A 22,391-nucleotide genomic window follows, 5' to 3' on the forward strand; every position below is an offset into this window, starting at 1 on the left:
TCATGGAATTGAGAATTGACCGACAGGCAATGGTGCCCGTCGTACAGCAGATTGTTGACGGGCTGACTGAGTGGATCCTGCAAAGCGGGGTACCGCCAGCCACCCGTTTGCCCTCGGTTCGGCAAATCGCCCGGGGTAATCTGCTCAGCCAGTCGTGTGTCGTCGAGGCGTGCGAGCGGCTGGTTTCGCAGGGCGTCCTGACCACCCGTCAGGGCGCGGGATTTATCGTGGCAGCGTCGCCGTCGACGGCGAGCGCAGAGGATGAGTCGCCCTTCGAGGACCGGCTTGCCTGGTGTGATGCGGTGTGTGGGGCCGCGAGTGGCTTGAAACTTGGCGGCGGCGGTTTGCCGCAGAGCTGGCGCGAGCCTGACGATCTCAGCTATGCGCTGCGGGAGGTGGCGCGCACCGACATGGCCAGCCTGTTCAACTACAGCACGCCGCTGGGCCTTGCGGCATTGCGCGAGCAGATCGTCAAACGCCTGCGACTGTTCGGTATCGAGGCTCGCAGCACGCAGTTGCTGAGCACGAGCGGCGCCAGTCACGCGCTGGACCTGATCGTTCGAACCTTGTTCAAGGCCGGCGACTGCGTGGTAGTCGAAACCCCCGGTTACGCGCCGCTGTTCGACCTGTTGCGGCTGCACGGGGTGCAGATGCTTGAAGTGCAGCGCACACCGAGCGGGCCGGATACCGTCGCGCTCGAGGCGTTGCTGCGCCAGTTTCAGCCCACGGCGTTGTTCATCAACAGCCATCACCAGAACCCGACTGGCAGTTGCCTGACGCCGGCGGTGGCGCAGCGCATCGTGCAATTGAGCAAGACCTACGATTTGCGCGTGATCGAAGACGATGTCTACGCCGACCTGCACACGGGCAACGGTACTCGACTGGCGGCGCTGGACGATGAAGGGCGAGTGATTTATGTCGGCAGTTTTTCCAAGACACTCAGCAGTTCGTTGCGGGTCGGATTTGTTCTCGCCGACAGCGAGATTGTTGCGCGGCTTGCCCAGGTCAAGATGATCAGTGGTCTGGGGGCCTCAAGGTTTTCCGAGGCGGCGCTGGCCAACCTGATGGCGACAGGTGCTTATCGCAAACTGGTGCAGCGCCAGCGGCAGCGTTTGAATGCCGATCGCGCCGCGGCGTTGCAGGCACTGGAAGACGCCGACTGGGAAGTGTTTGGCAAACCGACTGGCGGCTTGTTCATCTGGGCACGTGCGCGGGTGGCGGATCAGACACGAGTGCGTGCACAGGCTCAGCGTTGTGGTGTTTTGCTGTCCGCCCCGGACGCCTTCAGCCCCAGTGGCGAGGGGGGCGACTGGCATCGCATCAACGTGGCTTACGCCTGTGATCCGCGGGCTCGACAGTTTTTTCGGCAGACCGGTTCGGATCGACCTCAAATGTTCTGAAAACGACGCAGGCGTAGCTTTTTGCCATTATTCCGACGCCAGAGACTTGTGCTTGTTCATGGCCATTGCGACTCTTCGACAACTGACTTTGGCAGGGGACTACGCGCAATGATTTCGGCCGTGCAAGGACGTTTTGCCAACCTCGGTATGGCGAAAAAACTGGGTATCGGGTTTGTGCTGGTTTTGCTGCTGACTGCACTGGTGGCGGCGATTGGCGTCTGGTCCCTGCAAACCATCAGCCACCGATTCGACGGACTGAAACAGATGTCCTCGCTCAATAGCGGGTTGCTCAAGGTGCGTTTGCTCGAGCAGGAGTATGCCTTGCGCGGTAATCCGAAAACGGCCGACGCCTTGCGTGAGGGCGTGGATGGCTTGATTGCCCTGGCCAACGAGCTCAAGGCGCAATCGCCGGCCAACGTCCCGGTCATGATGGATGTCGAGCAGTCGCTGGGCGCGTATCGCAAGGCGTTCGACGAGTTTGTCTCGTTGACCCAGACCAAGGATCTGGCGCTGGAAATGGCCAGTTGGTCGGTCTCCAGCGTGGCCAACAACCTCGACGTGTTGCAGGCCGGGCTGGCGGACGACGGTGCCTATACCTTGAAGGACACCGAAGGCAAGGACGGTGCGCAGTTCATCGAACAGGCCAATCAGATCAGCCAGGTGTCGAGGCTGATGCTGCAAGCGATGAATGAGGCGCGGGTTCGTCTGGATCAAAGTCGCAAGGGCGATGACAGTGGTGGCAAGGGCAATATCGAACAGGCCGCGCAAGCCCAGAGCCAGGCCGAAGCGCTGAAGTCCACGGTCAAGGACGATGGGTATCTGACGGTGCTCAATGAAGTCTCGGGGCACATTGCCGGTTTCAACGACAAGCTGGCCGAGTACACCGGATTGCTCGAACAGGAAAAAACTGTCTACGAGCAATTGCATCAGCGCGCGGCACAAGTGATGGAACGGGTGGATCAGGCTTACGTTGCCGAAGACGCCGCCATGCAGGCCGAGCTGAAAAAGAACTCCCTGTTGATTGTGGGTTCTTCGGCATTGGCGCTATTGGTTGGTCTGATTGCGGCGTGGCTGATTACTCGGCTGATCGTCGCGCCGTTGCGCAGTGTGATCAATGTCGCGCAGCGCATTGCGGCCGGTGATTTGAGTGCGACCGTGGAAGTCACCCGCCGTGACGAGATTGGCCAACTGATGCTGGCGATGCAGCAGATGGGCGCGGGGTTGAGCACAATTGTCAGTGGGTTGCAGGCCGGTATCGAACAATTGGCCAGCTCCGCGCAGTCGTTGTCGGCAGTCACCGAGCAGACCAATCTTGAGGTCAGCAGTCAGAAGGAAGAAACCGAACAGGTGGCCACGGCTATGAACCAGATGACCGCAACCGTCCACGATGTCGCGCGCAACGCTGAAGAAGCGGCGTTTGCGGCGCAGACGGCGGACGGCAAGGTCGAGAGCGGTCAGCAGGTGGTGCGCCAGAGCATGGCGCGGATCGAGCAGCTGGCGGATTCGGCGAATTCGGCCAGCTTAAGCATCGAGAGTCTCAGTGCCGAAATCCAGAATATCGGTACGGTGCTGAGTGTGATCAAAAGCGTTGCCGAGCAGACCAATCTGTTGGCATTGAATGCGGCGATCGAGGCGGCGCGGGCCGGGGAGCAGGGCAGGGGATTTGCGGTGGTGGCCGATGAGGTTCGCGCATTGGCTCGACGCACGCAGCAATCGACCGAAGAGATCGAACGGCTGGTCAGTGCATTGCGCTCGGCGGCGCATTCGTCGGTGCAGCAGATTCAGAGCAGCGGTGAGTTGGTGAAGCTCGCGGTGAGTGATGCGTTGCAGACTGAGAGTGCGTTGGGGAGTATCGCGGCGGCGGTTTCGTTGATTCAGCAGATGAATCAGCAGATTGCCGCGGCGGCGGAGCAGCAGAGTTCGGTGGCGGAGGAGATCAATCGCAGTGTGACGAGTATTCGCGCGAGTGCGGATCAGTCGTCGATTGCGATGCGTGGGAATGCGGCTTCGAGTATTGAGCTGGCGCAGTTGGGGAGTGAGTTGCGCGGGATGGTTGGGCATTTTCGGCTTTGACGCTTTTGACTTGGCGGCCTTTGGGCCGACCATGTTGTGGGGGTTGGGGTGAATATCCGTTTTTTTTGGTGTTGCGGCTGGCGGTTTCGCTTTTACAGCGAGTCCCTTTGGCAAACGCCCCAAAGGAACCAAAGGTCTGGGCCCCAACGTTCGGCCCGCTCGCTGGGGCTCGGGGTTCCTTCGTTCCGGGATCCATACGGGGGCATCGCTTCCGGTTTGCTGCGCTGCACCTCCTTTCGATGTGTTCGACTTCGTCGAACGGCGCTACGCGCCAATCCCCCGGATGAATCCCTCCTCTCAGCCTGCCGACGGGGCAGGTGAATCAAGATCAAGAGCTGCAGTCGAGCTAACGCTCATTCTGTTGAGTGGGACGGCTGCGCCGCGGTGGTGCTGCTTGCTGTTTTGCTTGTAGTGGGGACTCCCTGTAGGAGCTGCCGAAGGCTGCGATCTTTTGATTTTGCTGTTGCTCTTTGTGTGAGCTGGCCAATCCCTGGTTGAATGCATCCATTCCAAACTGTAGGAGTGAGTCTGCTCGCGATGGCGATCTGTCATTCACCTTGCTTCTGCAAATGAAACACCAACATGAGCCCACAAAAAAGCCACCTATCGGTGGCTTCTCTTTCAGTATCTGCGATCAGTCGTAGATGACTTTCTTCTTCCAGTCCGCATCGGCTTCAGCATCCTTGAGTCCTGCAGTCAGTTGGTTCTCTTCACCTTCCACCGGAGCGATTTTGTCCATGACCTGGGCGTTGGCACGAGCCAGCAGTTTCTCCAGGTACTCCAGTTGTTCGGCATACATCTGCGGGTCTTGTTGTTTGCGCAGGTATTGCACGCCGCGTTCGAAGGCGAGGCGGGCCTGGCCGGGTTGGTTTTGTTGCAGGGACTGTTGGCCGAGGTTGTTGAAGAACTCGATGTGCAGCAGTACCAGGATGTGGCGGACTTCGCGGATCCATTGTTTGGCTTCGTTCGGTGGCAGGAAGCCGTCATGGGCAGCGCGGGTGATCTGGCCGTGCAAGGCTTCGAGGAGGAAGCGTACGTCTTTGGCTTTGGCTTCGGTCAGGATCGGCGCCGGTGGATTGTTGACCGGGATCGATTCGCCTTGGGCGACCAGTGCATTCAGTTCGGTGATGCGGGCTTTGGTGGCTGCGCTGGTTTTCTCAAGGTTCAGCAGGCGCTGGCAGACGTTGAGTTCCAGGCGAGTCAGCAACAGCTTGAGGGCCGGTGTCATGAACTGGCCGGGGAAGGTCTCGGTCAGTTCACCGCAACGGCGCAGGCGGTCGTTGAGTTCGACTTTGGCACGGGCCTTTTCCAGTTTGTTGTTTTCCACCACATGGTTCATGTAGCCAATGGCGATCAGAATTGCGATCCCGGCTACTACTAGCAGGGTGATCATGAGTGGTGTCACCGGTAAGGCCTCTTTATAGGGTTCGCATGCGAGTGTAGTGGTTGGGCATTTACGCGCCTAGCGCCGTTCGACGAGCTGGCGCGGCGGGTTCTATCTGTATCGGCCATACACCGCTTATATGAATGCTAGCGCATGATGTGCAGATTGCCATCACTGTGCGGTGGACTATAACGTCTTGGCGACTGCCGGAATATAGGCGTCAATCGTCGGGCGACGGAAAAGTCGGATCGGTGCCTTAAAGCAGGTCGAAGTCATTGATTTAAATAAATTTATATCAGGGGGTTGACGACCTCCCAATCCATCCATAGAATGCGCGCCACTTACAGCGTAAAGCACACAGCGAAACGCGGTAGGAAGTGAATGTTGTAGTGTGTCCCCTTCGTCTAGTGGCCTAGGACACCGCCCTTTCACGGCGGTAACAGGGGTTCGAGTCCCCTAGGGGACGCCAATGCGGGAATAGCTCAGTTGGTAGAGCACGACCTTGCCAAGGTCGGGGTCGCGAGTTCGAGTCTCGTTTCCCGCTCCATTTTTAAACAGCACTGCTTTCGGGCGGGGCTGAGTGAAACCAGAACCAGGTCTTCGGACTCGGATCTGGACACCGAAACACACACCATGTGTTCCGGGTAGCGTGTCCCCTTCGTCTAGTGGCCTAGGACACCGCCCTTTCACGGCGGTAACAGGGGTTCGAGTCCCCTAGGGGACGCCATTTGCGGGAATAGCTCAGTTGGTAGAGCACGACCTTGCCAAGGTCGGGGTCGCGAGTTCGAGTCTCGTTTCCCGCTCCAAATTCACAAAAACGCCGATCAGTGATGATCGGCGTTTTTTTTTGTGCGGGATTTGTGGCGCCCACAAGAAAGGACCTTCGCGGTCCTTTTTTGTTGTGTAGTTGAACCCGGCCTCAACCCTCGAGTGCCGAGGGAGTCTTGGAACTTGATCTGTCGCACAGAGATGCAAAATAGGCGCAGAAATGAAACAAGGCGAGCGGATGCCTCAGGAGTCGTGAGAATTGTTCTCAATGACTACCTGTCAATGTTGACAGTAGACAGCTGTTTTCAAGGGGCGCATATAGATGTTGAACCCGGGAACGGGAGTCGGTGCGTCACTGAGTGCAAGCATGCACGGGGAGAAAGGCAATGGACGGTCAATTTCACTTTACAGGAAACTTCGTGTTCGTCGGATTTGGCTCTATCGCCAAGGCAGTGTTGCCGCTACTGCTTAAGCAGTCCGAAATCAACGTCAAAAAAATTGTTGTAGTAGCCCCCGTCCTGGAGGGCACAGAGTGGTTCGAAGCTCACGGGATCACCTTCATCAGGAGCGCCCTGAACCCGGAAAACTACGCGCCGATTCTAGAAAGTTTGCTGGGTGCCGGCGACTTTCTGGTCAATTTGTCCGTGAATGTCAGTTCGATTGATCTGGTGAGCTACTGCGCCGGCGCCGGAGTGTTGTATCTGGATACCTGTATCGAGCCTTGGGAAGGCGGATATGAAGCTCCCTCATTGTCACTCTCCGAGCGCACCAACTACGCAATGCGTCATCAAATGCTGCGCTTGCGTGAATTGCTGGACAAGGGCCCCACGGCGTTTATCGCTCACGGCGCCAATCCGGGGTTGATTTCTCATTTTCTGAAAGAGGCATTGACCTGTTTGGCGCAGGAGTTGAAAACACCAGTGCCGAAGACGCGAGCAGGCGTGGACTGGGCCGGGCTGGCAATGGAAATGGACGTGAAAGTCATCCATGTCGCCGAACGAGATACTCAATGCTCCCGACGCATCAAGGTGCCGGATGAGTTCGTCAACACTTGGTCGGTCGAAGGTTTTTTGAGTGAGGGACGCCAACCCGCTGAACTGTCGCTTGGCACTCATGAGAAAACCTGGCCGGTCGACGCCAAGCGACATCAGTTTGGGTCCGGCAATGCCATATACCTGGATCGTCCGGGCGCGAGCGTGCAGGTAAAAACCTGGACACCTGAAGGCGGAGCGTGTCTGGGATTGCTGATCACCCATCACGAAACCGTTTCGACGGCGGATTTCCTCACGGTAAAAAAGGCGGGGAAAGTCATCTATCGCCCTACTGTGCACTACGCCTACCACCCTTGCGATGATGCTTTGCTCTCGATCAATGAACTGATCGGACAAGGTTGGCGCCCGCAGACCAAGCGCCGGATCATGTGCGCAGAGATCGCCCGTGGAGGAGTTGATGCGCTAGGTGTGTTGTTGATGGGGCACGCAAAAAATGCCTATTGGTACGGATCGCTGCTGACCGTGGATGAAGCAAGAGCGGTGGCGCCTTTCAACACGGCAACCAGCCTGCAGGTGGTTGCCGGCGTGCTGGCCGGGATCATCTGGGCAGTACGAAATCCCGACAGAGGCATCGTCGAGGCAGAGCAAATGGATCACGAAGAAGTTTTGCAACTGGCCAGACCGTATCTGGGCACGCTGACAGGAGTTCAGACTGACTGGCGTCCAACGGACTGTCCGACACATTTGTTGCGCTGCGAGCCCGAGGCGGTCGATCAGTGGCAGTTCGAGCAATTTCGCATCGCGTGATGCCTGGAAACAGCGCCCGCCACACCGACTGTCGGGCCGCGTTTGCGAGGGATTACATCGACAGCATCAAGCGTCCGGCAAACAGAATCAGCACAACGCCCATGGTGCGTTCGAACCAGTGCCCCATGCGCATGAACAACAACCGTACCTTGCTGCTCGAAAAAAACAGCGCGACCACCACAAACCACAGCGCATTCACAAAACACATCCACACACCGTAAAGCGCTTGAATCTTCAGCGGTGTGCTGGCGCTGATGATGGTGGTGAATATCGCGAGGAAGAACAGCGTGGCTTTGGGGTTGGTGGCATTAGTCAGAAAACCGGTACTGAAGGCTTTGAACAACGTTTGTCCGGCGACGGGTTCATCGGCAGTTTTGTCACCTTCGAGTGTCGATTTCGGCTTGCTGCGCAGCAGGCTGATCCCCAGATACAAAATGTAGGCACCGCCAATCACCTTGGCGACCGTCAACAGCCACGGGGTGGTGTGCATCAATGCGCCGACGCCCAGCAAGGTGTACAGCACATGTACGGAAATGCCGGCGCCGATACCCAGCGCCGTGCAAATTCCGACCAGTCGGCCAAAACGCACACTCTGGCGAATGGTGACAGCGAAATCCGGTCCGGGAGCGACCACAGCCAGAAAATGGATGGTGGCCAGCGCCAGAAACTCGCCCAGGTAGTTCGATAACATTTCAGCTCCAGAAGGTCAGGGGTGAAGCATTGCCGCGGTAGCCGACAAAGAAGGAAAGGCTCAAGCGCGGATCGGCCACGCCCGGCGTCACCGAGTGCATGCAGCGCGAATTGAACATGATGAAATCGCCGGGCTCGGGCCGCACTTCCAGGGTCGGCGGGCCGAGCAGTGCCGGATCGATGCCGTAGCTGTCGCCGCGCATTTCGTCGAATTGATCCGGCGTAATGTCGTCATCCCACATTTGCAACGCGCCGCCTTCGGTCGGCATGTTCAGGTAGACGTTGCAGGCAAATTGCGCCTCGAGGCTGCGGGCCTGAAAACTCTCCGGCGCGTCCTTGGCGAAAATGTCGTGGTGGGCCAGGAAGCACACGCCGGGTTTCACCACGCGCGAAAGACCGACATACATTTTGCGTCCGTAGAGGTTTTCCAGATGTGCGCCGGCTGGCCAGGATTCGTCGAGCATGCAGCGCAGCGTGTCGACAGGCGAAGAGTAGGGTGCACAGCGCTGACGAAGTTCGGCGATGTTGCTGGTGGCTCGCTCGAAATAATCCTCGATCAGTAGCGGCTGGTTTTCCGCTTCATAAAACGCCATGCCGATGCGGCCGATACTCGGTGCGTTGATGTAGCCCTCAAAGCCTGGAGCAAGAATCTTGTCGCCAATCTGGATCGCCAGCGGCTCGGGCAAAAAGCCTTTGACGCGGATGGCGAGGACTTCTTCGTTGGCGAGTTTTTTTATGCACGTCTCATCGAGACGCTCGACGTCTAGCATCATTTTCTTTTAGGTCCATCTATCGATAGTCAACGGAATCCGCGCGTGCGGTTCCCCCGCGCCGGCCTCTGCGCGGGGGCAGTGGCCGAAATGCTCAATCCACGCTGTAGTGGACGGACAGCGTGCCTTTCTTCTGCGAAAGGGACGCGATCGTGACTGTGCCCAAATCCTTCAGGCTACGTACGTGGGTGCCGCCGCAGCCATAGGCTGGCAGCTCACCAAAACCGATTTCCCGCGCGCCTTCGCGCAGTGACGTGAGGCGTGGCAGGTCGTGTTCGACCCATTGATCGATACCGAGTTGAACGGATTGCGCGTCGATCTCTTGCGCGTCATCCCCCGGCTTGAATTGCACGCGTCCTTCGTCTGGCCAGTGGTGCGCCTTGATCGGCGTCCAGCCTAGCGCCTGAATGAAATGGCCGATCAAATGCCCCGCCGAGTGCATGCGGGTATTAAAACAACGGCGCTGTTCGTCGATGCGGATGCAGGTCATACCGAGCGGTACCGGTCGGTCAACGAAGTGGATGATTCGATCCGGTTCCTGCACCACGCGCAGCACTAGACTCTCGCCAATCCAGCCGGTATCACACGGCTGGCCGCCACCTTGCGGATGAAACAAAGTGGCGCGCAGCACTACTGCGAATTCGTTCTCTTGGGGCGTGCAGTCGAGGACTTCCACATTGGCCTTGAGGTCATCACTATGGAAAAAGAGGCGAAGCGTCATATTCCATGCCCTGATTAAAGTTTCTATTTTTATTATATGAATCGTGCAATAACGTGATAATCCGTTCAAACATCAAAGGACTTGTGCGCTGTGAGCATCAATCTACCGCTACCACTGCTTGGCGAAATGGCGATTTTCGTCAAGGTCGTGGAGACCGGCAGCTTTTCTGAGGCGGCGCGCCAGCTCGGTTCTTCTCCGTCGGCGGTCAGTCGCAGCATTTCTCGGCTGGAAAAGGCTTTGGCTACGCGGCTGTTACAGCGCACGACGCGCAAGCTGCGGCTGAGTGACGGCGGGGAAGAGGTGTTCAAGCGTTGTCAGGAGATGGTCAGCGCCGCCAAGTCGGTGATGGAGATCAGCGGCCAGTTCACCCATGAGGCCGAGGGCCTGATACGCGTCAGTGTGCCGAAGGCGGTGGGGCGTTTCGTGATTCATCCGCACATGCCCGAGTTTCTGCGCCGTTACCCCAAGGTCGATGTCGAGTTGTTGCTGGAAGACCGGCAGGTCGACCTGATTGACGATCATGTCGATCTGGCGATCCGCATCACGGATCGGCCACCGGCCGGGCTGGTTGGGCGGCAACTGCTGACCATCGATCATTTGCTGTGCGCTTCCCCGCAATATCTGGCCGAGCACGGTACGCCGACGCATCCCCACGATTTGCTCAATCACAGCTGCATTTATCTGGGCGAAACCCCAAGCGATGCGCGCTGGAAATTCAAGAAGGGCACCAAAGCAGTAACGGTGGGGGTGCGCGGTCGCTATGCTGCCAATCACACCGGTGTACGCCTGGGCGCGGTGTTGCAGCACATAGGTATTGGCAGCCTGCCGTATTTCACCGCGCGCTATGCACTGGAGCAGAAGTTAGTGGTGCAGGTGCTGCCAGACTGGACGTTCCTGGCTTCGTACCACGGGGGGCTGTGGTTACTGCATTCGCCAACGCGCTACCTGCCGCCAAAGTTGCGGGTGTTTATCGACTATCTGGTGGCGTGTCTGGAGAAAGAGCCGACGTTGAGTAAGCCGGGGAAATCGGGTGGCGTTATCAACGCAGCGATGGCGTATGAGTTACCGGAAAGCGAGGGGTTGTTGTAGCGCAAAAGCAAAAGATCGCAGCCTTCGGCAGCTCCTACATGGGAACGTACTCTCCTGTAGGGACTGCCGAAGGCTGCGATCTTTTGATCTTCAGCAGATAAAAATCAGTGCTTGCTGTCCTGAGCGGACATCGCCATCAGCTGTTTTTCCTGATTCCAGTCGAACGGCTCATCGTTCTGTTCAGCCTCGAAGCGACGCTCTTCCAGAGCCTGATACATGTCGATCTCTTCATCAGACAGGTAGTGCAGGCAATCGCCGGCAAAGAACCACAGCAGATCCCGAGGAATCAGGTGGGCAATCTGCGGATAGCGGCTGATCACTTGAGTCAGGATGTCCTGGCCCAGGTATTGGCTTTCGATCGGTTCGATTGGCAGTGAAGCGAGCAATTCGTCGAAGCGCTCCAGGAACAAGGCATGGCTTTCTTCGGGAACCTGTTCGGCCTCACCTACGGCGACCAGAATACTGCGCAGATGGTCGAGTAACACAAGATGATCGGCAACGACGTTGGACACGAGATAAGTCCTCAAGAGCAAAACGGGCGCAGGAGTATAAAGCTCCTGCGCCCTTTTTTCACGGCTAACGGTTAGGCGGTAGCGCCGATCAGCGCACTTTGCCCTCAGCCAGCAGCAGTTCTCCTTTGTCGAAGTCATCGACATCGATCACCTTGCGCCGTGCTGCTTCGGCATCGCGCAGGCTCTGCGCTTCAATCGGTTGCAATACACCTGCTTCCAGCGCCGCATCAATGGCGTGTTCGCCCGCCACCGGTTTGACCTGGCCGCTTTTCAACGAAGTGTGCAGTTTTTTGTGCAACGGCTGCGCGGCATTCAGCAGATCGCTGGCATGTTGCAGCGCACCCACAGCATCGTCCGCCGATTGCGGGCGATAGCAGCCGGCAAGCAGTTCTTCCAGCGCCGGGTCACCTTTGGCTCGACCGATTACGCCTGCCACTTCGGCACCGAGTTTGTCCGACGGGCCTTTGTGACGACGACCGAACGGGAACACGATCACGCGCAACAGGCATCCGAAGACCTTGTTGGGGAAGTTGCTGAGCAGTTCATCCAGCGCCCGTTCCGACTGACCAAGGCTTTCTTCCATGGCCCACCTGAACAACGGCTCCATGTAGGCCGGCGAATCCAGGTCGTGATAACGCTTGAGCGAGGCCGATGCCAGATACAGATTGCTCAATACATCACCCAGGCGTGCCGACAGGCGTTCGCGACGTTTCAGTTCGCCGCCCAGCAGCATCATGCTGAAGTCGGCGAGCATGGCGAACGCCGCCGCCTGACGATTGAGTGCGCGGAAGTAACCCTGACTGATCTTGTCGCCCGGTGCTTTTTCGAAATGACCGAAGCCGAGGTTCAGCACCAGCGTACTGGCGGCATTGCCCACGGCGAAGCCGATGTGTTTGAGCAGCAGGCCATCGAACTCTTTCAGTGCCTGATCCTTGTCCTCGCGACCGGCCAGGGCCATTTCCTTGAGCACGAATGGATGGCAGCGAATCGCACCCTGGCCGAAGATCATCAGGTTGCGCGAGAGAATGTTCGCGCCTTCCACGGTGATGAAGATCGGTGCACCGTTCCAGCTGCGTCCCAGGTAATTGTTCGGGCCCATGATGATTGCCTTGCCGCCGTGTACATCCATGGCGTGGCTGATGCATTCGCGACCGCGTTCGGTGAGGTGATACTTGAGGATCGCTGACAGCACCGAAGGTTTTTCGCCCAGATCCACAGCGTTGGCGGTGAGCATCCGCGCGGCGTCCATCATCCACGCGTTACCGCCGATGCGCGCCAGCGCTTCCTGAATACCTTCGAATGCCGACAGCGGCACGTTGAATTGCTCGCGAATCTGCGCGTACTGACCGGTCACCAGGCTGGTGAACTTGGCCGCGCCGGTGCCGACGGCAGGCAACGAAATCGAGCGCCCGACCGATAGGCAGTTCATCAGCATCATCCAGCCTTTGCCGAGCATTTCCTGACCGCCGATCAGGAAGTCCAGCGGGATGAACACGTCTTTGCCCGAGTTCGGCCCGTTCATGAATGCGGCCCCCAGTGGCAAGTGGCGACGGCCGATTTCCACGCCGGCTGTATCGGTCGGAATCAGCGCCAGGCTGATACCGAGGTCGGTCTTGTCGCCCAGCAGGTGATCCGGGTCATAGGCCTTGAACGCGAGGCCGAGCAGGGTGGCCACCGGGCCGAGGGTGATGTAGCGCTTCTCCCAGTTCAGGCGCAGGCCGAGAACTTCCTCGCCTTCCCATTGGCCTTTGCAGATGATCCCGGTATCGGGCATCGCGCCAGCGTCGGAACCGGCCAGTGGTCCGGTGAGGGCGAAGCACGGAATGTCGTCGCCACGGGCCAACCGTGGCAAGTAGTGATTACGTTGTTCGTCGGTGCCGTAATGCAGCAGCAATTCGGCCGGGCCGAGAGAGTTGGGCACCATCACGGTGGAAGCGAGGTCGCCGCTGCGCGTGGCGAGCTTCATGGCCACTTGCGAGTGGGCATAGGCCGAGAAGCCTTTGCCGCCGAATTCCTTGGGAATGATCAGGGCGAAGAATCCGTGCTCCTTGATGTGCGTCCAGGCTTCTGGCGGCAGGTCCATCGACTGACCGATCTGCCAGTCCGTGACCATTGCGCAGAGTTCTTCGGTCGGGCCATCAATGAACGCCTGTTCTTCTTCGCTCAATTGAACCTTGGGATAAGCCAGCAGTTTGTCCCAGTCCGGACGACCACTGAACAGCTCGCCATCCCACCACACGGTGCCGGCATCGATCGCGTCGCGTTCGGTCTGGGACATCGGCGGCAGGGTTTTCTGGAACCAGTTGAACAGCGGCGCACTGAAATGTTTACGGCGCAGGTCGGGCAGCAGCAAGGGGGCCGCGACTACTGCCAGGACGACCCAGAGCACCAGCAGCAGCAAGCCTGGTGCGTGGCTGAAAATCCCCATGGCCACCAGATAAACAGCGACGATGCCCAGCGCGGGCAGCGGGGCGATGCGCCGGTGGGCGAGATACGCCACACCAATGATCAAAACCAGTATCCACAACAACAGCATATTCAGTCCTCCGTGAACCAAGGCAAATCGACCCTCCACAGCTTAGACGGCATCTGCGAAACCGGGTGGTCAGAGCAAGGTGATTGAAATCGTGGGAAACCCCGGATGGTTTTCGTAGGTTCGGTGGGCAACACGTGTGGGAAATCGTTCGCTTATCCCGCGCCTTTGCGTCCAAGTTTGGCCGAAACGTCGTTATCTCTGCGCTTTGGCTATCGCTAGACTCGGCTCTCACCCAGGAGATCTGTCGTCATGCGCGAGTATCTGAGTCCCGGCCGCTTCATCGATAGTGACCACCCGGCGGTGATGGAGTTCGCCGAATTGCATCGTGGTGCCAGCCGCGATCCGCTGGCGCAGGCGATCAGCCTTTATTACGCCGTGCGCGAGGCAGTGCGTTACAACCCCTACACCTTCAGCCGTGATCCGCAAACGTTGTGCGGCAGCTATGCGCTGGCGACGGGGGAGAGTTACTGCGTGCCCAAAGCGACGCTGCTTGCCGCCTGCGCGCGCCATTGCGGTATTCCTGCGCGCATCGGCCTGGCGGATGTCAGAAATCACCTGTCGACCCCGCGATTGCTTGAACTGCTGAAAAGCGATGTGTTCGCCATGCACGGCTACACGGAGCTATTACTCGATGGTCGCTGGGTCAAGGCGACCCCGGCGTTCAACCAGCAGCTCTGCGAGATGTTCAACGTCGCACCGCTGGAATTCGATGGCATCAATGACAGTGTTTTTCACCCGTTCAACCGTGACGGCGCGCAGTTGATGGAGTATCTGGTCGATCACGGCCAGTTCACCGATGTACCGGAAACCTTCTTCTTCGAACACCTGGAAAAATGCTATCCGCACCTGTTCGGTGATCACTTGCCGCCACTGTTGGGCGACATGCAGAGTGATGTCAGGAGACTCTGATCCGGCGTATGCTGCCTGCCCACTCATGTGCAAAGAGGCGGTCATGCTGAAGATCTGGGGACGGAAAAACTCATCGAATGTCAGAAAGCCGCTGTGGGCCGCCGAGGAATTGGGCCTGGATTACGAGGCGCTTGATGCCGGTGGCGCATTCGGCGTGGTCGACACGCCTGAGTACCGGGCGATGAACCCGAACGGTCGGGTGCCGGTGATCGAAGATGACGGTTTCGTGCTGTGGGAATCCAATGCCATCGTCCGCTATCTGTTGGCCAAGCATGCGCCGGCCAGCAACTGGTATCCGGCAGATCCGCAAGCGCGCGCGATTGCCGACAAGTGGATGGACTGGGCTACCGCGAGTTTTGCCGGCCCTTTCCGCACCGTGTTCTGGGGCGTGGTGCGTACTCCGGCGGACCAGCAGGACTGGCCTGCGATTGAGGCCGCGATCAAGGAATGCACCGAGTTGCTGGCCATGGCCGATCAGGCGCTCGCCGACAAACCCTATTTGTCTGGAGACGAAATCGGCATGGGCGATATCCCGCTCGGCAGTTTCATTTATGCCTGGTTCGAGATGCCCATCGAGCGCGCGCCGCAACCGCATCTGCAAGCCTGGTACGAGCGCCTGAAGCAGCGTCCGGCGTACCGCAAAGCAGTCATGACCGCGTTGACTTAATACCTACTATCGACACGCTTGACTGTACTTGTGCGGCGGCGGCACGCACCATTGCGCTCTTGCGCCGCGGTTGAATTCGCCGTCGCGCGCCCTTATTCAGTTCTTTCTTCCCTTCATCATGGTGCGTAAATCAGATATGAGTTCCGCTCTGTCCATCCGGCAGCTAACCAAAACCTACGGCAACGGGTTCCAGGCCTTGAGTGGTATCGATCTGGACGTCGCCGAAGGTGACTTTTTCGCCTTGCTCGGCCCCAACGGTGCCGGCAAATCCACGACCATCGGCATTCTCTCGACCCTGGTGAACAAGACCAGCGGCACGGTGAATATCTTCGGTCATGACCTGGACAAGAACCCTGCGCAGCTCAAGCGTTCGATTGGCGTGGTGCCCCAGGAATTCAACTTCAACCAGTTCGAAAAGACTTTCGACATCGTCGTGACCCAGGCCGGTTACTACGGCATTCCGGCGAAGATCGCCAAGGAACGCGCCGAGCAGTACCTGACCCAGCTCGGTCTGTGGGACAAACGCGATGTGCCGTCGCGTTCGCTGTCCGGCGGCATGAAGCGGCGGCTGATGATTGCCCGCGCGCTGGTGCATGAGCCACGTCTGCTGATCCTCGACGAACCGACTGCCGGCGTCGACATCGAGCTGCGCCGTTCGATGTGGACGTTCCTCACCGAGCTTAATCAGAAAGGCATCACCATCATCCTCACCACCCACTATCTGGAAGAGGCTGAGCAACTGTGCCGCAACATCGGCATCATCGATCACGGCACCATTGTCGAGAACACCAGCATGCGTCAGCTGCTCGGTCAGTTGCATGTGGAAACCTTCCTGCTCGACCTGAAAGGTGATCTGGCTGCCGCACCGCAACTGGTCGGCTATCCGGCGCGTCTGGTGGATGCGCACACGCTGGAAGTCCAGGTCGACAAATCGATGGGCATTACCGCGCTGTTCGGCCAATTGGCGTTGCAGAACATCGAAGTCCTGAGCCTGCGTAACAAAACCAATCGCCTTGAGGAGCTGTTCGTGTCCCTGGTGGAGAAAAATCTGTCGAAGGTGGCGGTATGAGTTCCGAGTTCCGTCCCAACCTCGTCGCCCTCCAGACCATCGTTTACCGCGAGGTCAAACGCTTCACGCGGATCTGGCCGCAGACGCTGCTGCCGCCGGCGATCACCATGGTTTTGTACTTCGTGATCTTCGGCAATCTGATCGGTCGGCAGATCGGCGAGATGGGCGGCTTCACTTACATGGAGTACATCGTGCCGGGGCTGATCATGATGTCGGTGATCACCAACTCCTATGGCAACGTGGTCTCGAGCTTCTTTGGCAGCAAATTCCAGCGCTCGATTGAAGAACTGATGGTATCGCCGGTATCACCGCACACGATTCTGATCGGCTACACCTGCGGTGGCGTGCTGCGCGGGTTGATGGTCGGGGTGATCGTGACCATCCTGTCGCTGTTCTTTACTGATTTGCAGGTGCATCACCTGGGCGTGACCATTCTGGTGGTGGTGCTGACGGCGACGATTTTCTCGCTGCTGGGCTTCATCAACGCTGTGTTCGCGCGCAACTTCGATGATATTTCGATTATCCCGACCTTCGTGCTGACACCCCTGACGTATCTGGGCGGCGTGTTCTACTCGATCACTCTGCTGCCGCCGTTCTGGCAGACCGTGTCGATGGCTAACCCGGTGTTGCACATGGTCAATGCGTTCCGTTACGGCATTCTCGGGGTGTCGGATATCCGCATCGGCATCGCGATCACGTTCATGCTGGTGGCGACGGTGGTGTTGTATATCGGCTGTGCGCGGTTGCTGGTGAGTGGGCGCGGGATGCGTACGTAATGCCCGTGTAGGAGCTGCCGAAGGCTGCGATCTTTTGATCTGGTTTTTAAAGGCAAGATCAAAAGATCGCAGCCTTCGGCAGCTCCTACAGTGGGATTGTTGTCAGTTCAGGCAACACAAAAAACGGCCTCCATTGCGGAGGCCGTTTTGCATTCACGACATGCGTTTTTTCTTGCGCCGCGCCCATTGCCGGGACACCCACCAGCGCCAATACATCATCACGCCGAAATAGGCGATGACGCCAAGCACCAGTCCGACCACTACCGAGCCCAGCAAAAACGGTTGCCACAGCGTCGACAGTTCACCGCTGATCCATTCCCAGGTCAGCTCATCCGGCAATTGCCGCGCCGGCACGTCCATCAACCAGGCGCCGGCCTGATAGGTGCAGAAAAACACCGCCGGCATGGTGATCGGATTGGTCAGCCACACCAGGCTGACGGCAATCGGCATGTTGCCCCGCACCACGACTGCCAGTGCCGCGGCGACCAGCATCTGAGCGGGAATCGGCAGGAAAGCGGCGAACAGCCCGACCGCCATCCCTCGGGCCACCGAGTGGCGATTGAGGTGCCAGAGGTTTGGGTCATGCAACAACTTGCCGAGAAAGCGTAAGGATTTGTGTTCCCTGATGCTCGTCGGGTCGGGCATGTAACGTTTGAATAAGCGCCGGGGCATAAGGCTTCTCGGTCGGTTAAGGCGGCAAGTATGTCTGGATTCCATGAACGGCCCATTCAGACTTTGTGACAATTGTTGACGGCGGTCGTGCCAAATACCCGCTATGCCTAAGTTCGGGACTATCAAGGACGGGCTTATGCGCACAGGGATGATGGCGCTGGCAGTCGGTTTGCTTGCTCCGATATTTATGCCGGCCTTACCGCCGGTCTGGTTGATGGTGTTGCTGGCGGTCGTGGCTTTGATGTTGCTGCCGTTTCGCAGCTATCCATTGGCTTTTCTGCTTTTTGGTTTCACCTGGGCTTGCGTCAGCGCGCATTGGGCGTTGCAGGATCGCTTGCCGGTGGCGCTGGATGGCGAAACCCGTTGGCTCGAAGGGCGCGTGGTCGGGTTGCCGCAAAACAGCGACGGCGTGGTTCGTTTCGAACTGGCGGACGCCCATTCGCGCCACGGCAAACTGCCGTCACTGATGCGCCTGGCCTGGTACGCCGGGCCGCCGGTCAACAGCGGCGAGCGCTGGCGCCTGGCGGTCAAGCTCAAGCGCCCGAGCGGGTTACTCAATCCGGACGCCTTTGATTACGAAGCCTGGCTACTCGCGCAACGCATTGGCGCAACGGGCACGGTCAAGGAGGGTCAGCGCCTTGGCGAGGCGCGATGGGCGTGGCGAGACAACATTCGTCAGCGCTTGCTGGCGGTCGACGCGCAGGGCCGGGGAGGGGCGTTGGCGGCGCTGGTGCTGGGCGATGGCTCGGGCCTGAGTCGCGAGGATTGGCAGACTCTGCAAGACACCGGCACCGTGCATTTGCTGGTGATTTCCGGCCAGCACATCGGCATGCTGGCGGCGGTGATGTATTTGCTGGTCGCCGGGCTGGCCCGATATGGTCTGTGGCCGCTGCGTTGGCCGTGGCTGCCTTGGGCCTGTGGTCTGGCCTTCGCCGCAGCACTCGGTTACGGCTTGCTCGCCGGATTTGATGTGCCGGTGCGACGGGCCTGCGTGATGGTCGGGCTGGTGCTGCTGTGGCGCCTGCGCTTTCGTCATCTCGGCGCCTGGTGGCCACTGTTGCTGGCGTTTAATGGCGTGCTGTTGCTGGATCCGCTGGCCAGTCTGCGCCCCGGCCTCTGGTTGTCATTTGCGGCGGTGGCGGTGCTGATCTTCACCTTTGGCGGGCGTCTTGGGGCATGGCGCTGGTGGCAGACATGGACGCGGGCGCAATGGTTGATCGCGATCGGTCTCTGCCCGGTGTTGTTGGCGCTGAATCTGCCGATCAGCCTCAGTGGGCCGTTGGCGAATTTGCTGGCGGTGCCTTGGGTCAGTCTGGTGGTGCTGCCCCCGGCATTGCTCGGGACCCTGTTGTTGCCAGTGCCGTATGTCGGCGAAGGGCTGTTGTGGCTGGCGGGTGGTTTGATCGGCTGGCTGTTCCAGGGCCTGGCGCTGATCGCCGGGCAGTGGCCGGCGTGGATTGCGCCGTCGCTTCCCGGTTGGGCGTTGGCTATCGGCAGTCTTGGTGCCGTGCTGTTGCTGTTGCCGCGAGGGGTACCGCTGCGTCCGCTGGGCTGGCCATTGTTGTTGATTCTGGTCGTGCCACCTCGGGAGCGGCTGGACGCCGGACTGGCCGATGTCTGGCAACTCGATGTCGGCCAGGGCCTGGCGATTCTGATCCGTACTCGTCATCACGCGCTGCTCTACGATGCCGGGCCGCGGTTCCGCGATTTCGATCTTGGCGAACGTGTTGTCCTGCCGGCCCTGCGCAAACTGAATGTCGAGACACTGGACCTGATGCTGCTCAGCCATGCCGACGCCGATCATGCCGGTGGTGCTTTGGCCGTTGCGCGCCGTTTGCAGGTGAAGCAAGTCATCAGCGGCGATCCGCCGGGGCTGCCAGCCGAACTGAACGCGCAGGCGTGTGAAAGTGGCCGGCAGTGGCAGTGGGACGGTGTCAGTTTTCAACTCTGGCAATGGGCGGACGCTCACGACAGCAATCAGCGCTCCTGCGTGTTGCAGATCGAGGCCAATGGTGAGCGCCTGATGCTGACCGGCGATATTGATAAACACGCCGAGCGAGTCTTGCTGCAAGGCCCTCTGAACGTAGCCACTCAATGGCTGCAAGCTCCGCACCACGGCAGCCGCAGTTCATCATCGATGGCATTGCTCAAAGCGTTGAAACCTGACGCAGTCTTGATATCCCGGGGCCAGGGCAACTCGTTCGGTCATCCGCATCCGACCGTCATTGCGCGTTATCGCCAGCAAGGGCTGCGTATTTACGACAGTGCCGAGCACGGTGCCATTCATCTGCAACTGGGCGCGTTCAAACCACCGTGGACAATGCGCCAGTACCCGCGTTTCTGGCGTGAACCGCCGCAGTCCTCCCATTGAGCGAGGCAAGCGTGGAGGCGACATCACGGTCGTCGGAGCGGCGGGTCTTAATCGCGAACCGGTATGGTAAAGTGGCGCACTTTTTCGAGGGGACTGTCACTGTGTGGGAATTGGTCAAATCCGGCGGCTGGATGATGCTGCCGATCATTCTGAGTTCCATCGCGGCCATGGCGATTGTCGCCGAGCGCCTGTGGACCCTGCGCGCCAGTCGCGTCACCCCCGAGCACTTGTTGGGCCAGGTCTGGGTCTGGATCAAGGACAAGCAGCTCAATAAAGAAAAACTCAAGGAATTGCGCGCCAATTCGCCGCTGGGGGAAATCCTCGCCGCAGGCCTGGCCAACTCCAAGCATGGTCGCGAGATCATGAAAGAGTGCATCGAAGAGGCCGCTGCCCGGGTCATTCACGAGCTCGAGCGCTACATCAATGCACTCGGCACCATCGCCGCCATGGCGCCGTTGCTGGGTTTGCTCGGCACCGTGCTCGGCATGATCGACATTTTCAGCGCGTTCACCGGTTCCGGCATGACCACCAACGCCTCGGTTCTGGCCGGTGGTATCTCCAAAGCGCTGATCACCACGGCTGCGGGCCTGATGGTCGGTATTCCGGCGGTGTTCTTCCACCGTTTCCTGCAACGCCGCATCGATGAGCTGGTGGTGGGCATGGAGCAGGAAGCGATCAAACTGGTTGAAGTGGTGCAGGGCGACCGTGACGTCGACCTGGCTGAGGGCCGCGCGTGAAATTCCGTCGCAAGCCCCGGGAAACCGTAGACATCAACCTCGCGTCGCTGATCGACGTGGTGTTCATCCTCCTGCTGTTTTTCGTCGTGACCACCACATTTACTCGCGAAACCCAATTGCGCGTGGATCTGCCGGAAGCGGTCAGCGGCTCGCCGGCCGAAGATCAGCAACTCAAGCAACTGGATGTCGCCATTAGCGCCGAGGGCGTGTTTTCGGTGAATAACAAGGTTTTGCCGAAAAACGATCTGGCGACGCTGATGGAAGCCATGCAGAAAGAATCCAACGGCGATACCAGCATGCCGTTGTCGATCAGTGCCGATGGCAAGGCTCAGCATCAATCAGTGATCACCGCCATGGACGCGGCCGGCAAGCTCGGTTTCAGCCATCTGCGCATGACCACGGTCGAGGCGGCGCCTAAATCCTGATGAGCCTGTCCGATCGTTTGCTCGCCGCGTGGTATCAGGGGCACCCGGCCCTGACGCTGTTGCGGCCGCTGGAAATGCTCTATCGGCGCGTCGTCATCGGCAAGCGCCAGCGTTTTCTCGACGGTGAAGGCGAAATCTATCAGCCGCCGGTGCCATTGATCGTGGTTGGCAACATCACGGTCGGCGGCACCGGCAAGACGCCGATGATTCTCTGGTTGATCGAGCATTGCCGGCGCAGGGGAGTGCGCGTGGGCGTGGTCAGCCGTGGTTACGGCGCCAAACCACCGCAGTTGCCCTGGCGGGTCGAGGCCGATCAAAGCGCCGACATTGCTGGCGACGAACCCTTGCTGATCGTGCAACGCACGGGCGTGCCGCTGATGATCGACCCCAATCGCAGCGCCGCCGTCAAAGCCTTGTGCGCCAGTGAACCGCTGGATCTGATCCTCTCCGACGATGGCATGCAGCACTACCGACTGGCGCGAGATCTGGAGCTGGTGCTGATCGACGCCGCCCGTGGCCTGGGCAATAAGCGCTGCTTGCCGGCAGGTCCTTTGCGCGAGCCGATCGAACGTCTGCAAAGCGTTGACGGCGTGCTGTTCAACGGTGCCAACGAGGACCGCGACGACGGTTTCGCTTTCCGCCTGCAACCCACCGCGCTGATCAATCTGCGCAGTGGCGAACGCAAGCCGTTTGATCATTTTCCGGTCGGGCAGGCGCTGCATGCGGTGGCCGGGATCGGTAATCCGCAACGTTTCTTCAATACCCTCGAAGCGCTAGACTGGCGGCCAGTCCCCCATGCGTTTGCCGATCACGCCGAGTACAGCGTGCAGGCCTTGAATTTCACACCGTCATTGCCGTTGGTGATGACTGAAAAGGACGCGGTGAAGTGCCGTGCCTTCGCGGCTGCCGACTGGTGGTATCTGGCGGTCGATGCCGTGCCGTCGCCGGCCTTTGTGGCCTGGTTCGACACACAGCTGATACGCCTGTTGCCGGATCGTCTTTTGCCTTAACTCTTTTATCCAG

General features: G+C 59.1%; 19 protein-coding genes, 4 tRNA genes and 1 pseudogene. 17 read left to right on the forward strand and 7 right to left on the reverse strand.

The features are described 5' to 3' along the window. Nucleotides 1-2 precede the first annotated feature (2 nt). The 3 genes and pseudogenes from IEQ42_RS17700 (at nt 3) to IEQ42_RS27780 (ending at nt 3,473) form a co-directional block, all read left to right on the forward strand. Entirely contained in the window at nt 3-1,400 is a 1,398-nt protein-coding gene (locus IEQ42_RS17700) for an aminotransferase-like domain-containing protein (protein ID WP_210704356.1), read from the forward strand. A gap of 987 nt (nt 1,401-2,387) precedes the next feature. Further along, nucleotides 2,388-2,612, forward strand: a pseudogene (locus IEQ42_RS27775) (HAMP domain-containing protein); the annotation flags it as partial. Next, a complete protein-coding gene (locus IEQ42_RS27780) occupies nt 2,610-3,473 on the forward strand; it encodes a methyl-accepting chemotaxis protein (RefSeq protein ID WP_414704701.1) in 864 nt (287 codons plus the stop codon). The pseudogene IEQ42_RS27775 and the gene IEQ42_RS27780, both read left to right, overlap by 3 nt. Nucleotides 3,474-4,107: 634 nt before the next feature. Here IEQ42_RS27780 and IEQ42_RS17710 read toward each other — a convergent pair. Continuing rightward, nucleotides 4,108-4,866 (reverse strand): hypothetical protein, encoded by a 759-nt coding sequence (locus IEQ42_RS17710; protein WP_210704360.1) that lies wholly within the window; start codon nt 4,864-4,866, stop codon nt 4,108-4,110. A gap of 384 nt (nt 4,867-5,250) precedes the next feature. Here IEQ42_RS17710 and IEQ42_RS17715 point away from each other — a divergent pair. From IEQ42_RS17715 to IEQ42_RS17735, 5 genes are all read left to right on the forward strand, one after another. Next, a tRNA-Glu gene (locus IEQ42_RS17715) sits at nt 5,251-5,326 on the forward strand. A 2-nt stretch (nt 5,327-5,328) separates the two neighbouring features. After that, nucleotides 5,329-5,404, forward strand: a tRNA-Gly gene (locus IEQ42_RS17720). Nucleotides 5,405-5,508: 104 nt separating this feature from the next. Next, nucleotides 5,509-5,584, forward strand: a tRNA-Glu gene (locus IEQ42_RS17725). Nucleotides 5,585-5,587: 3 nt separating this feature from the next. Next, a tRNA-Gly gene (locus tag IEQ42_RS17730) sits at nt 5,588-5,663 on the forward strand. Between the two features lie 348 nt (nt 5,664-6,011). Continuing rightward, a complete protein-coding gene (locus tag IEQ42_RS17735; RefSeq protein WP_210704362.1) occupies nt 6,012-7,424 on the forward strand; it encodes a saccharopine dehydrogenase NADP-binding domain-containing protein in 1,413 nt (470 codons plus the stop codon). 52 nt (nt 7,425-7,476) lie between these two features. Here the strand turns inward: IEQ42_RS17735 and IEQ42_RS17740 are convergent, their stop codons facing one another. The 3 genes from IEQ42_RS17740 to IEQ42_RS17750 form a co-directional block, all read right to left on the reverse strand. Next, a complete protein-coding gene (locus tag IEQ42_RS17740) occupies nt 7,477-8,115 on the reverse strand; it encodes a LysE family translocator (protein ID WP_210704365.1) in 639 nt (212 codons plus the stop codon). A 1-nt stretch (nt 8,116) separates the two neighbouring features. Next, nucleotides 8,117-8,887 carry a 2OG-Fe(II) oxygenase gene (locus IEQ42_RS17745; RefSeq protein WP_210704367.1) on the reverse strand — a complete coding sequence of 257 codons (771 nt, stop codon included), beginning with the start codon at nt 8,885-8,887 and terminating at the stop codon, nt 8,117-8,119. A 91-nt stretch (nt 8,888-8,978) separates the two neighbouring features. After that, a complete protein-coding gene (locus IEQ42_RS17750) occupies nt 8,979-9,605 on the reverse strand; it encodes an alanyl-tRNA editing protein (RefSeq protein WP_210704369.1) in 627 nt (208 codons plus the stop codon). Nucleotides 9,606-9,695: 90 nt separating this feature from the next. On the opposite strand from IEQ42_RS17750, the gene IEQ42_RS17755 reads away from it, so the two are divergent. Beyond that, nucleotides 9,696-10,694: a LysR family transcriptional regulator gene (locus tag IEQ42_RS17755; RefSeq protein ID WP_042560460.1), complete on the forward strand. Its 999-nt coding sequence runs from the start codon at nt 9,696-9,698 to the stop codon at nt 10,692-10,694. A gap of 104 nt (nt 10,695-10,798) precedes the next feature. Here the strand turns inward: IEQ42_RS17755 and IEQ42_RS17760 are convergent, their stop codons facing one another. Both IEQ42_RS17760 and IEQ42_RS17765 read right to left on the reverse strand, forming a co-directional pair. Further along, nucleotides 10,799-11,206: a PA2817 family protein gene (locus IEQ42_RS17760; protein WP_150605208.1), complete on the reverse strand. Its 408-nt coding sequence runs from the start codon at nt 11,204-11,206 to the stop codon at nt 10,799-10,801. A gap of 88 nt (nt 11,207-11,294) precedes the next feature. Continuing rightward, nucleotides 11,295-13,742, reverse strand: coding sequence for an acyl-CoA dehydrogenase (locus tag IEQ42_RS17765; protein ID WP_210704371.1), 2,448 nt, complete (start codon nt 13,740-13,742; stop codon nt 11,295-11,297). A 249-nt stretch (nt 13,743-13,991) separates the two neighbouring features. Between IEQ42_RS17765 and IEQ42_RS17770 the strand changes: the two genes are divergently transcribed. The 4 genes from IEQ42_RS17770 to IEQ42_RS17785 all read left to right on the forward strand — a co-directional run bounded on the left by IEQ42_RS17770 (nt 13,992) and on the right by IEQ42_RS17785 (nt 17,163). Next, the gene (locus IEQ42_RS17770) at nt 13,992-14,651 is read left to right on the forward strand and encodes a transglutaminase-like domain-containing protein (protein WP_210704373.1); all 660 of its coding nucleotides are present in this window, start codon (nt 13,992-13,994) and stop codon (nt 14,649-14,651) included. A gap of 43 nt (nt 14,652-14,694) precedes the next feature. Beyond that, nucleotides 14,695-15,318 (forward strand): glutathione S-transferase family protein, encoded by a 624-nt coding sequence (locus IEQ42_RS17775; protein WP_210704374.1) that lies wholly within the window; start codon nt 14,695-14,697, stop codon nt 15,316-15,318. Between the two features lie 136 nt (nt 15,319-15,454). Next, entirely contained in the window at nt 15,455-16,387 is a 933-nt protein-coding gene (locus IEQ42_RS17780) for an ABC transporter ATP-binding protein (RefSeq protein WP_200616882.1), read from the forward strand. Further along, entirely contained in the window at nt 16,384-17,163 is a 780-nt protein-coding gene (locus tag IEQ42_RS17785) for an ABC transporter permease (RefSeq protein ID WP_042560454.1), read from the forward strand. Before IEQ42_RS17780 ends, IEQ42_RS17785 begins: the two co-directional genes overlap by 4 nt. Before the next feature lie 153 nt (nt 17,164-17,316). Here the strand turns inward: IEQ42_RS17785 and IEQ42_RS17790 are convergent, their stop codons facing one another. Next, nucleotides 17,317-17,835 (reverse strand): DUF2062 domain-containing protein, encoded by a 519-nt coding sequence (locus IEQ42_RS17790; RefSeq protein WP_210704375.1) that lies wholly within the window; start codon nt 17,833-17,835, stop codon nt 17,317-17,319. A 136-nt stretch (nt 17,836-17,971) separates the two neighbouring features. Here IEQ42_RS17790 and IEQ42_RS17795 point away from each other — a divergent pair, with 136 nt between their 5' ends. The 4 genes from IEQ42_RS17795 (at nt 17,972) to lpxK (ending at nt 22,378) form a co-directional block, all read left to right on the forward strand. Further along, nucleotides 17,972-20,206 carry a DNA internalization-related competence protein ComEC/Rec2 gene (locus tag IEQ42_RS17795; protein ID WP_210704376.1) on the forward strand — a complete coding sequence of 745 codons (2,235 nt, stop codon included), beginning with the start codon at nt 17,972-17,974 and terminating at the stop codon, nt 20,204-20,206. Nucleotides 20,207-20,307: 101 nt separating this feature from the next. Next, nucleotides 20,308-20,943, forward strand: a complete 636-nt coding sequence (locus tag IEQ42_RS17800) for a MotA/TolQ/ExbB proton channel family protein (protein WP_042560451.1) — start codon at nt 20,308-20,310, stop codon at nt 20,941-20,943. Beyond that, nucleotides 20,940-21,368 carry an ExbD/TolR family protein gene (locus tag IEQ42_RS17805; RefSeq protein ID WP_210704377.1) on the forward strand — a complete coding sequence of 143 codons (429 nt, stop codon included), beginning with the start codon at nt 20,940-20,942 and terminating at the stop codon, nt 21,366-21,368. The genes IEQ42_RS17800 and IEQ42_RS17805 overlap by 4 nt, the downstream gene beginning before the upstream one ends. After that, nucleotides 21,368-22,378 (forward strand): tetraacyldisaccharide 4'-kinase, encoded by a 1,011-nt coding sequence (lpxK, locus tag IEQ42_RS17810; protein ID WP_210704378.1) that lies wholly within the window; start codon nt 21,368-21,370, stop codon nt 22,376-22,378. Before IEQ42_RS17805 ends, lpxK begins: the two co-directional genes overlap by 1 nt. Nucleotides 22,379-22,391: the final 13 nt, after the last annotated feature.

The organism is Pseudomonas iridis (genome assembly GCF_017980685.1).
Classification (GTDB): Bacteria; Pseudomonadota; Gammaproteobacteria; order Pseudomonadales; family Pseudomonadaceae; genus Aquipseudomonas; species Aquipseudomonas iridis.

Bases quoted from the DNA above. Each gene is read 5' to 3' on its own strand.
- IEQ42_RS17785 (WP_042560454.1), top strand. From the start codon at position 16,384: ATGAGTTCCGAGTTCCGTCCCAACCTCGTCGCCCTCCAGACCATCGTT.
- IEQ42_RS27780 (WP_414704701.1), top strand. From the start codon at position 2,610: ATGGGCGCGGGGTTGAGCACAATTGTCAGTGGGTTGCAGGCCGGTATC.
- IEQ42_RS17775 (WP_210704374.1), top strand. From the start codon at position 14,695: ATGCTGAAGATCTGGGGACGGAAAAACTCATCGAATGTCAGAAAGCCG.
- IEQ42_RS17740 (WP_210704365.1), bottom strand. From the start codon at position 8,115: ATGTTATCGAACTACCTGGGCGAGTTTCTGGCGCTGGCCACCATCCAT.
- IEQ42_RS17735 (WP_210704362.1), top strand. From the start codon at position 6,012: ATGGACGGTCAATTTCACTTTACAGGAAACTTCGTGTTCGTCGGATTT.
- IEQ42_RS17765 (WP_210704371.1), bottom strand. From the start codon at position 13,742: ATGCTGTTGTTGTGGATACTGGTTTTGATCATTGGTGTGGCGTATCTC.
- IEQ42_RS17780 (WP_200616882.1), top strand. From the start codon at position 15,455: ATGAGTTCCGCTCTGTCCATCCGGCAGCTAACCAAAACCTACGGCAAC.
- IEQ42_RS17790 (WP_210704375.1), bottom strand. From the start codon at position 17,835: ATGCCCCGGCGCTTATTCAAACGTTACATGCCCGACCCGACGAGCATC.
- IEQ42_RS17745 (WP_210704367.1), bottom strand. From the start codon at position 8,887: ATGATGCTAGACGTCGAGCGTCTCGATGAGACGTGCATAAAAAAACTC.
- IEQ42_RS17795 (WP_210704376.1), top strand. From the start codon at position 17,972: ATGCGCACAGGGATGATGGCGCTGGCAGTCGGTTTGCTTGCTCCGATA.
- IEQ42_RS17770 (WP_210704373.1), top strand. From the start codon at position 13,992: ATGCGCGAGTATCTGAGTCCCGGCCGCTTCATCGATAGTGACCACCCG.
- IEQ42_RS17700 (WP_210704356.1), top strand. From the start codon at position 3: ATGGAATTGAGAATTGACCGACAGGCAATGGTGCCCGTCGTACAGCAG.
- lpxK (WP_210704378.1), top strand. From the start codon at position 21,368: ATGAGCCTGTCCGATCGTTTGCTCGCCGCGTGGTATCAGGGGCACCCG.
- IEQ42_RS17710 (WP_210704360.1), bottom strand. From the start codon at position 4,866: ATGATCACCCTGCTAGTAGTAGCCGGGATCGCAATTCTGATCGCCATT.
- IEQ42_RS17750 (WP_210704369.1), bottom strand. From the start codon at position 9,605: ATGACGCTTCGCCTCTTTTTCCATAGTGATGACCTCAAGGCCAATGTG.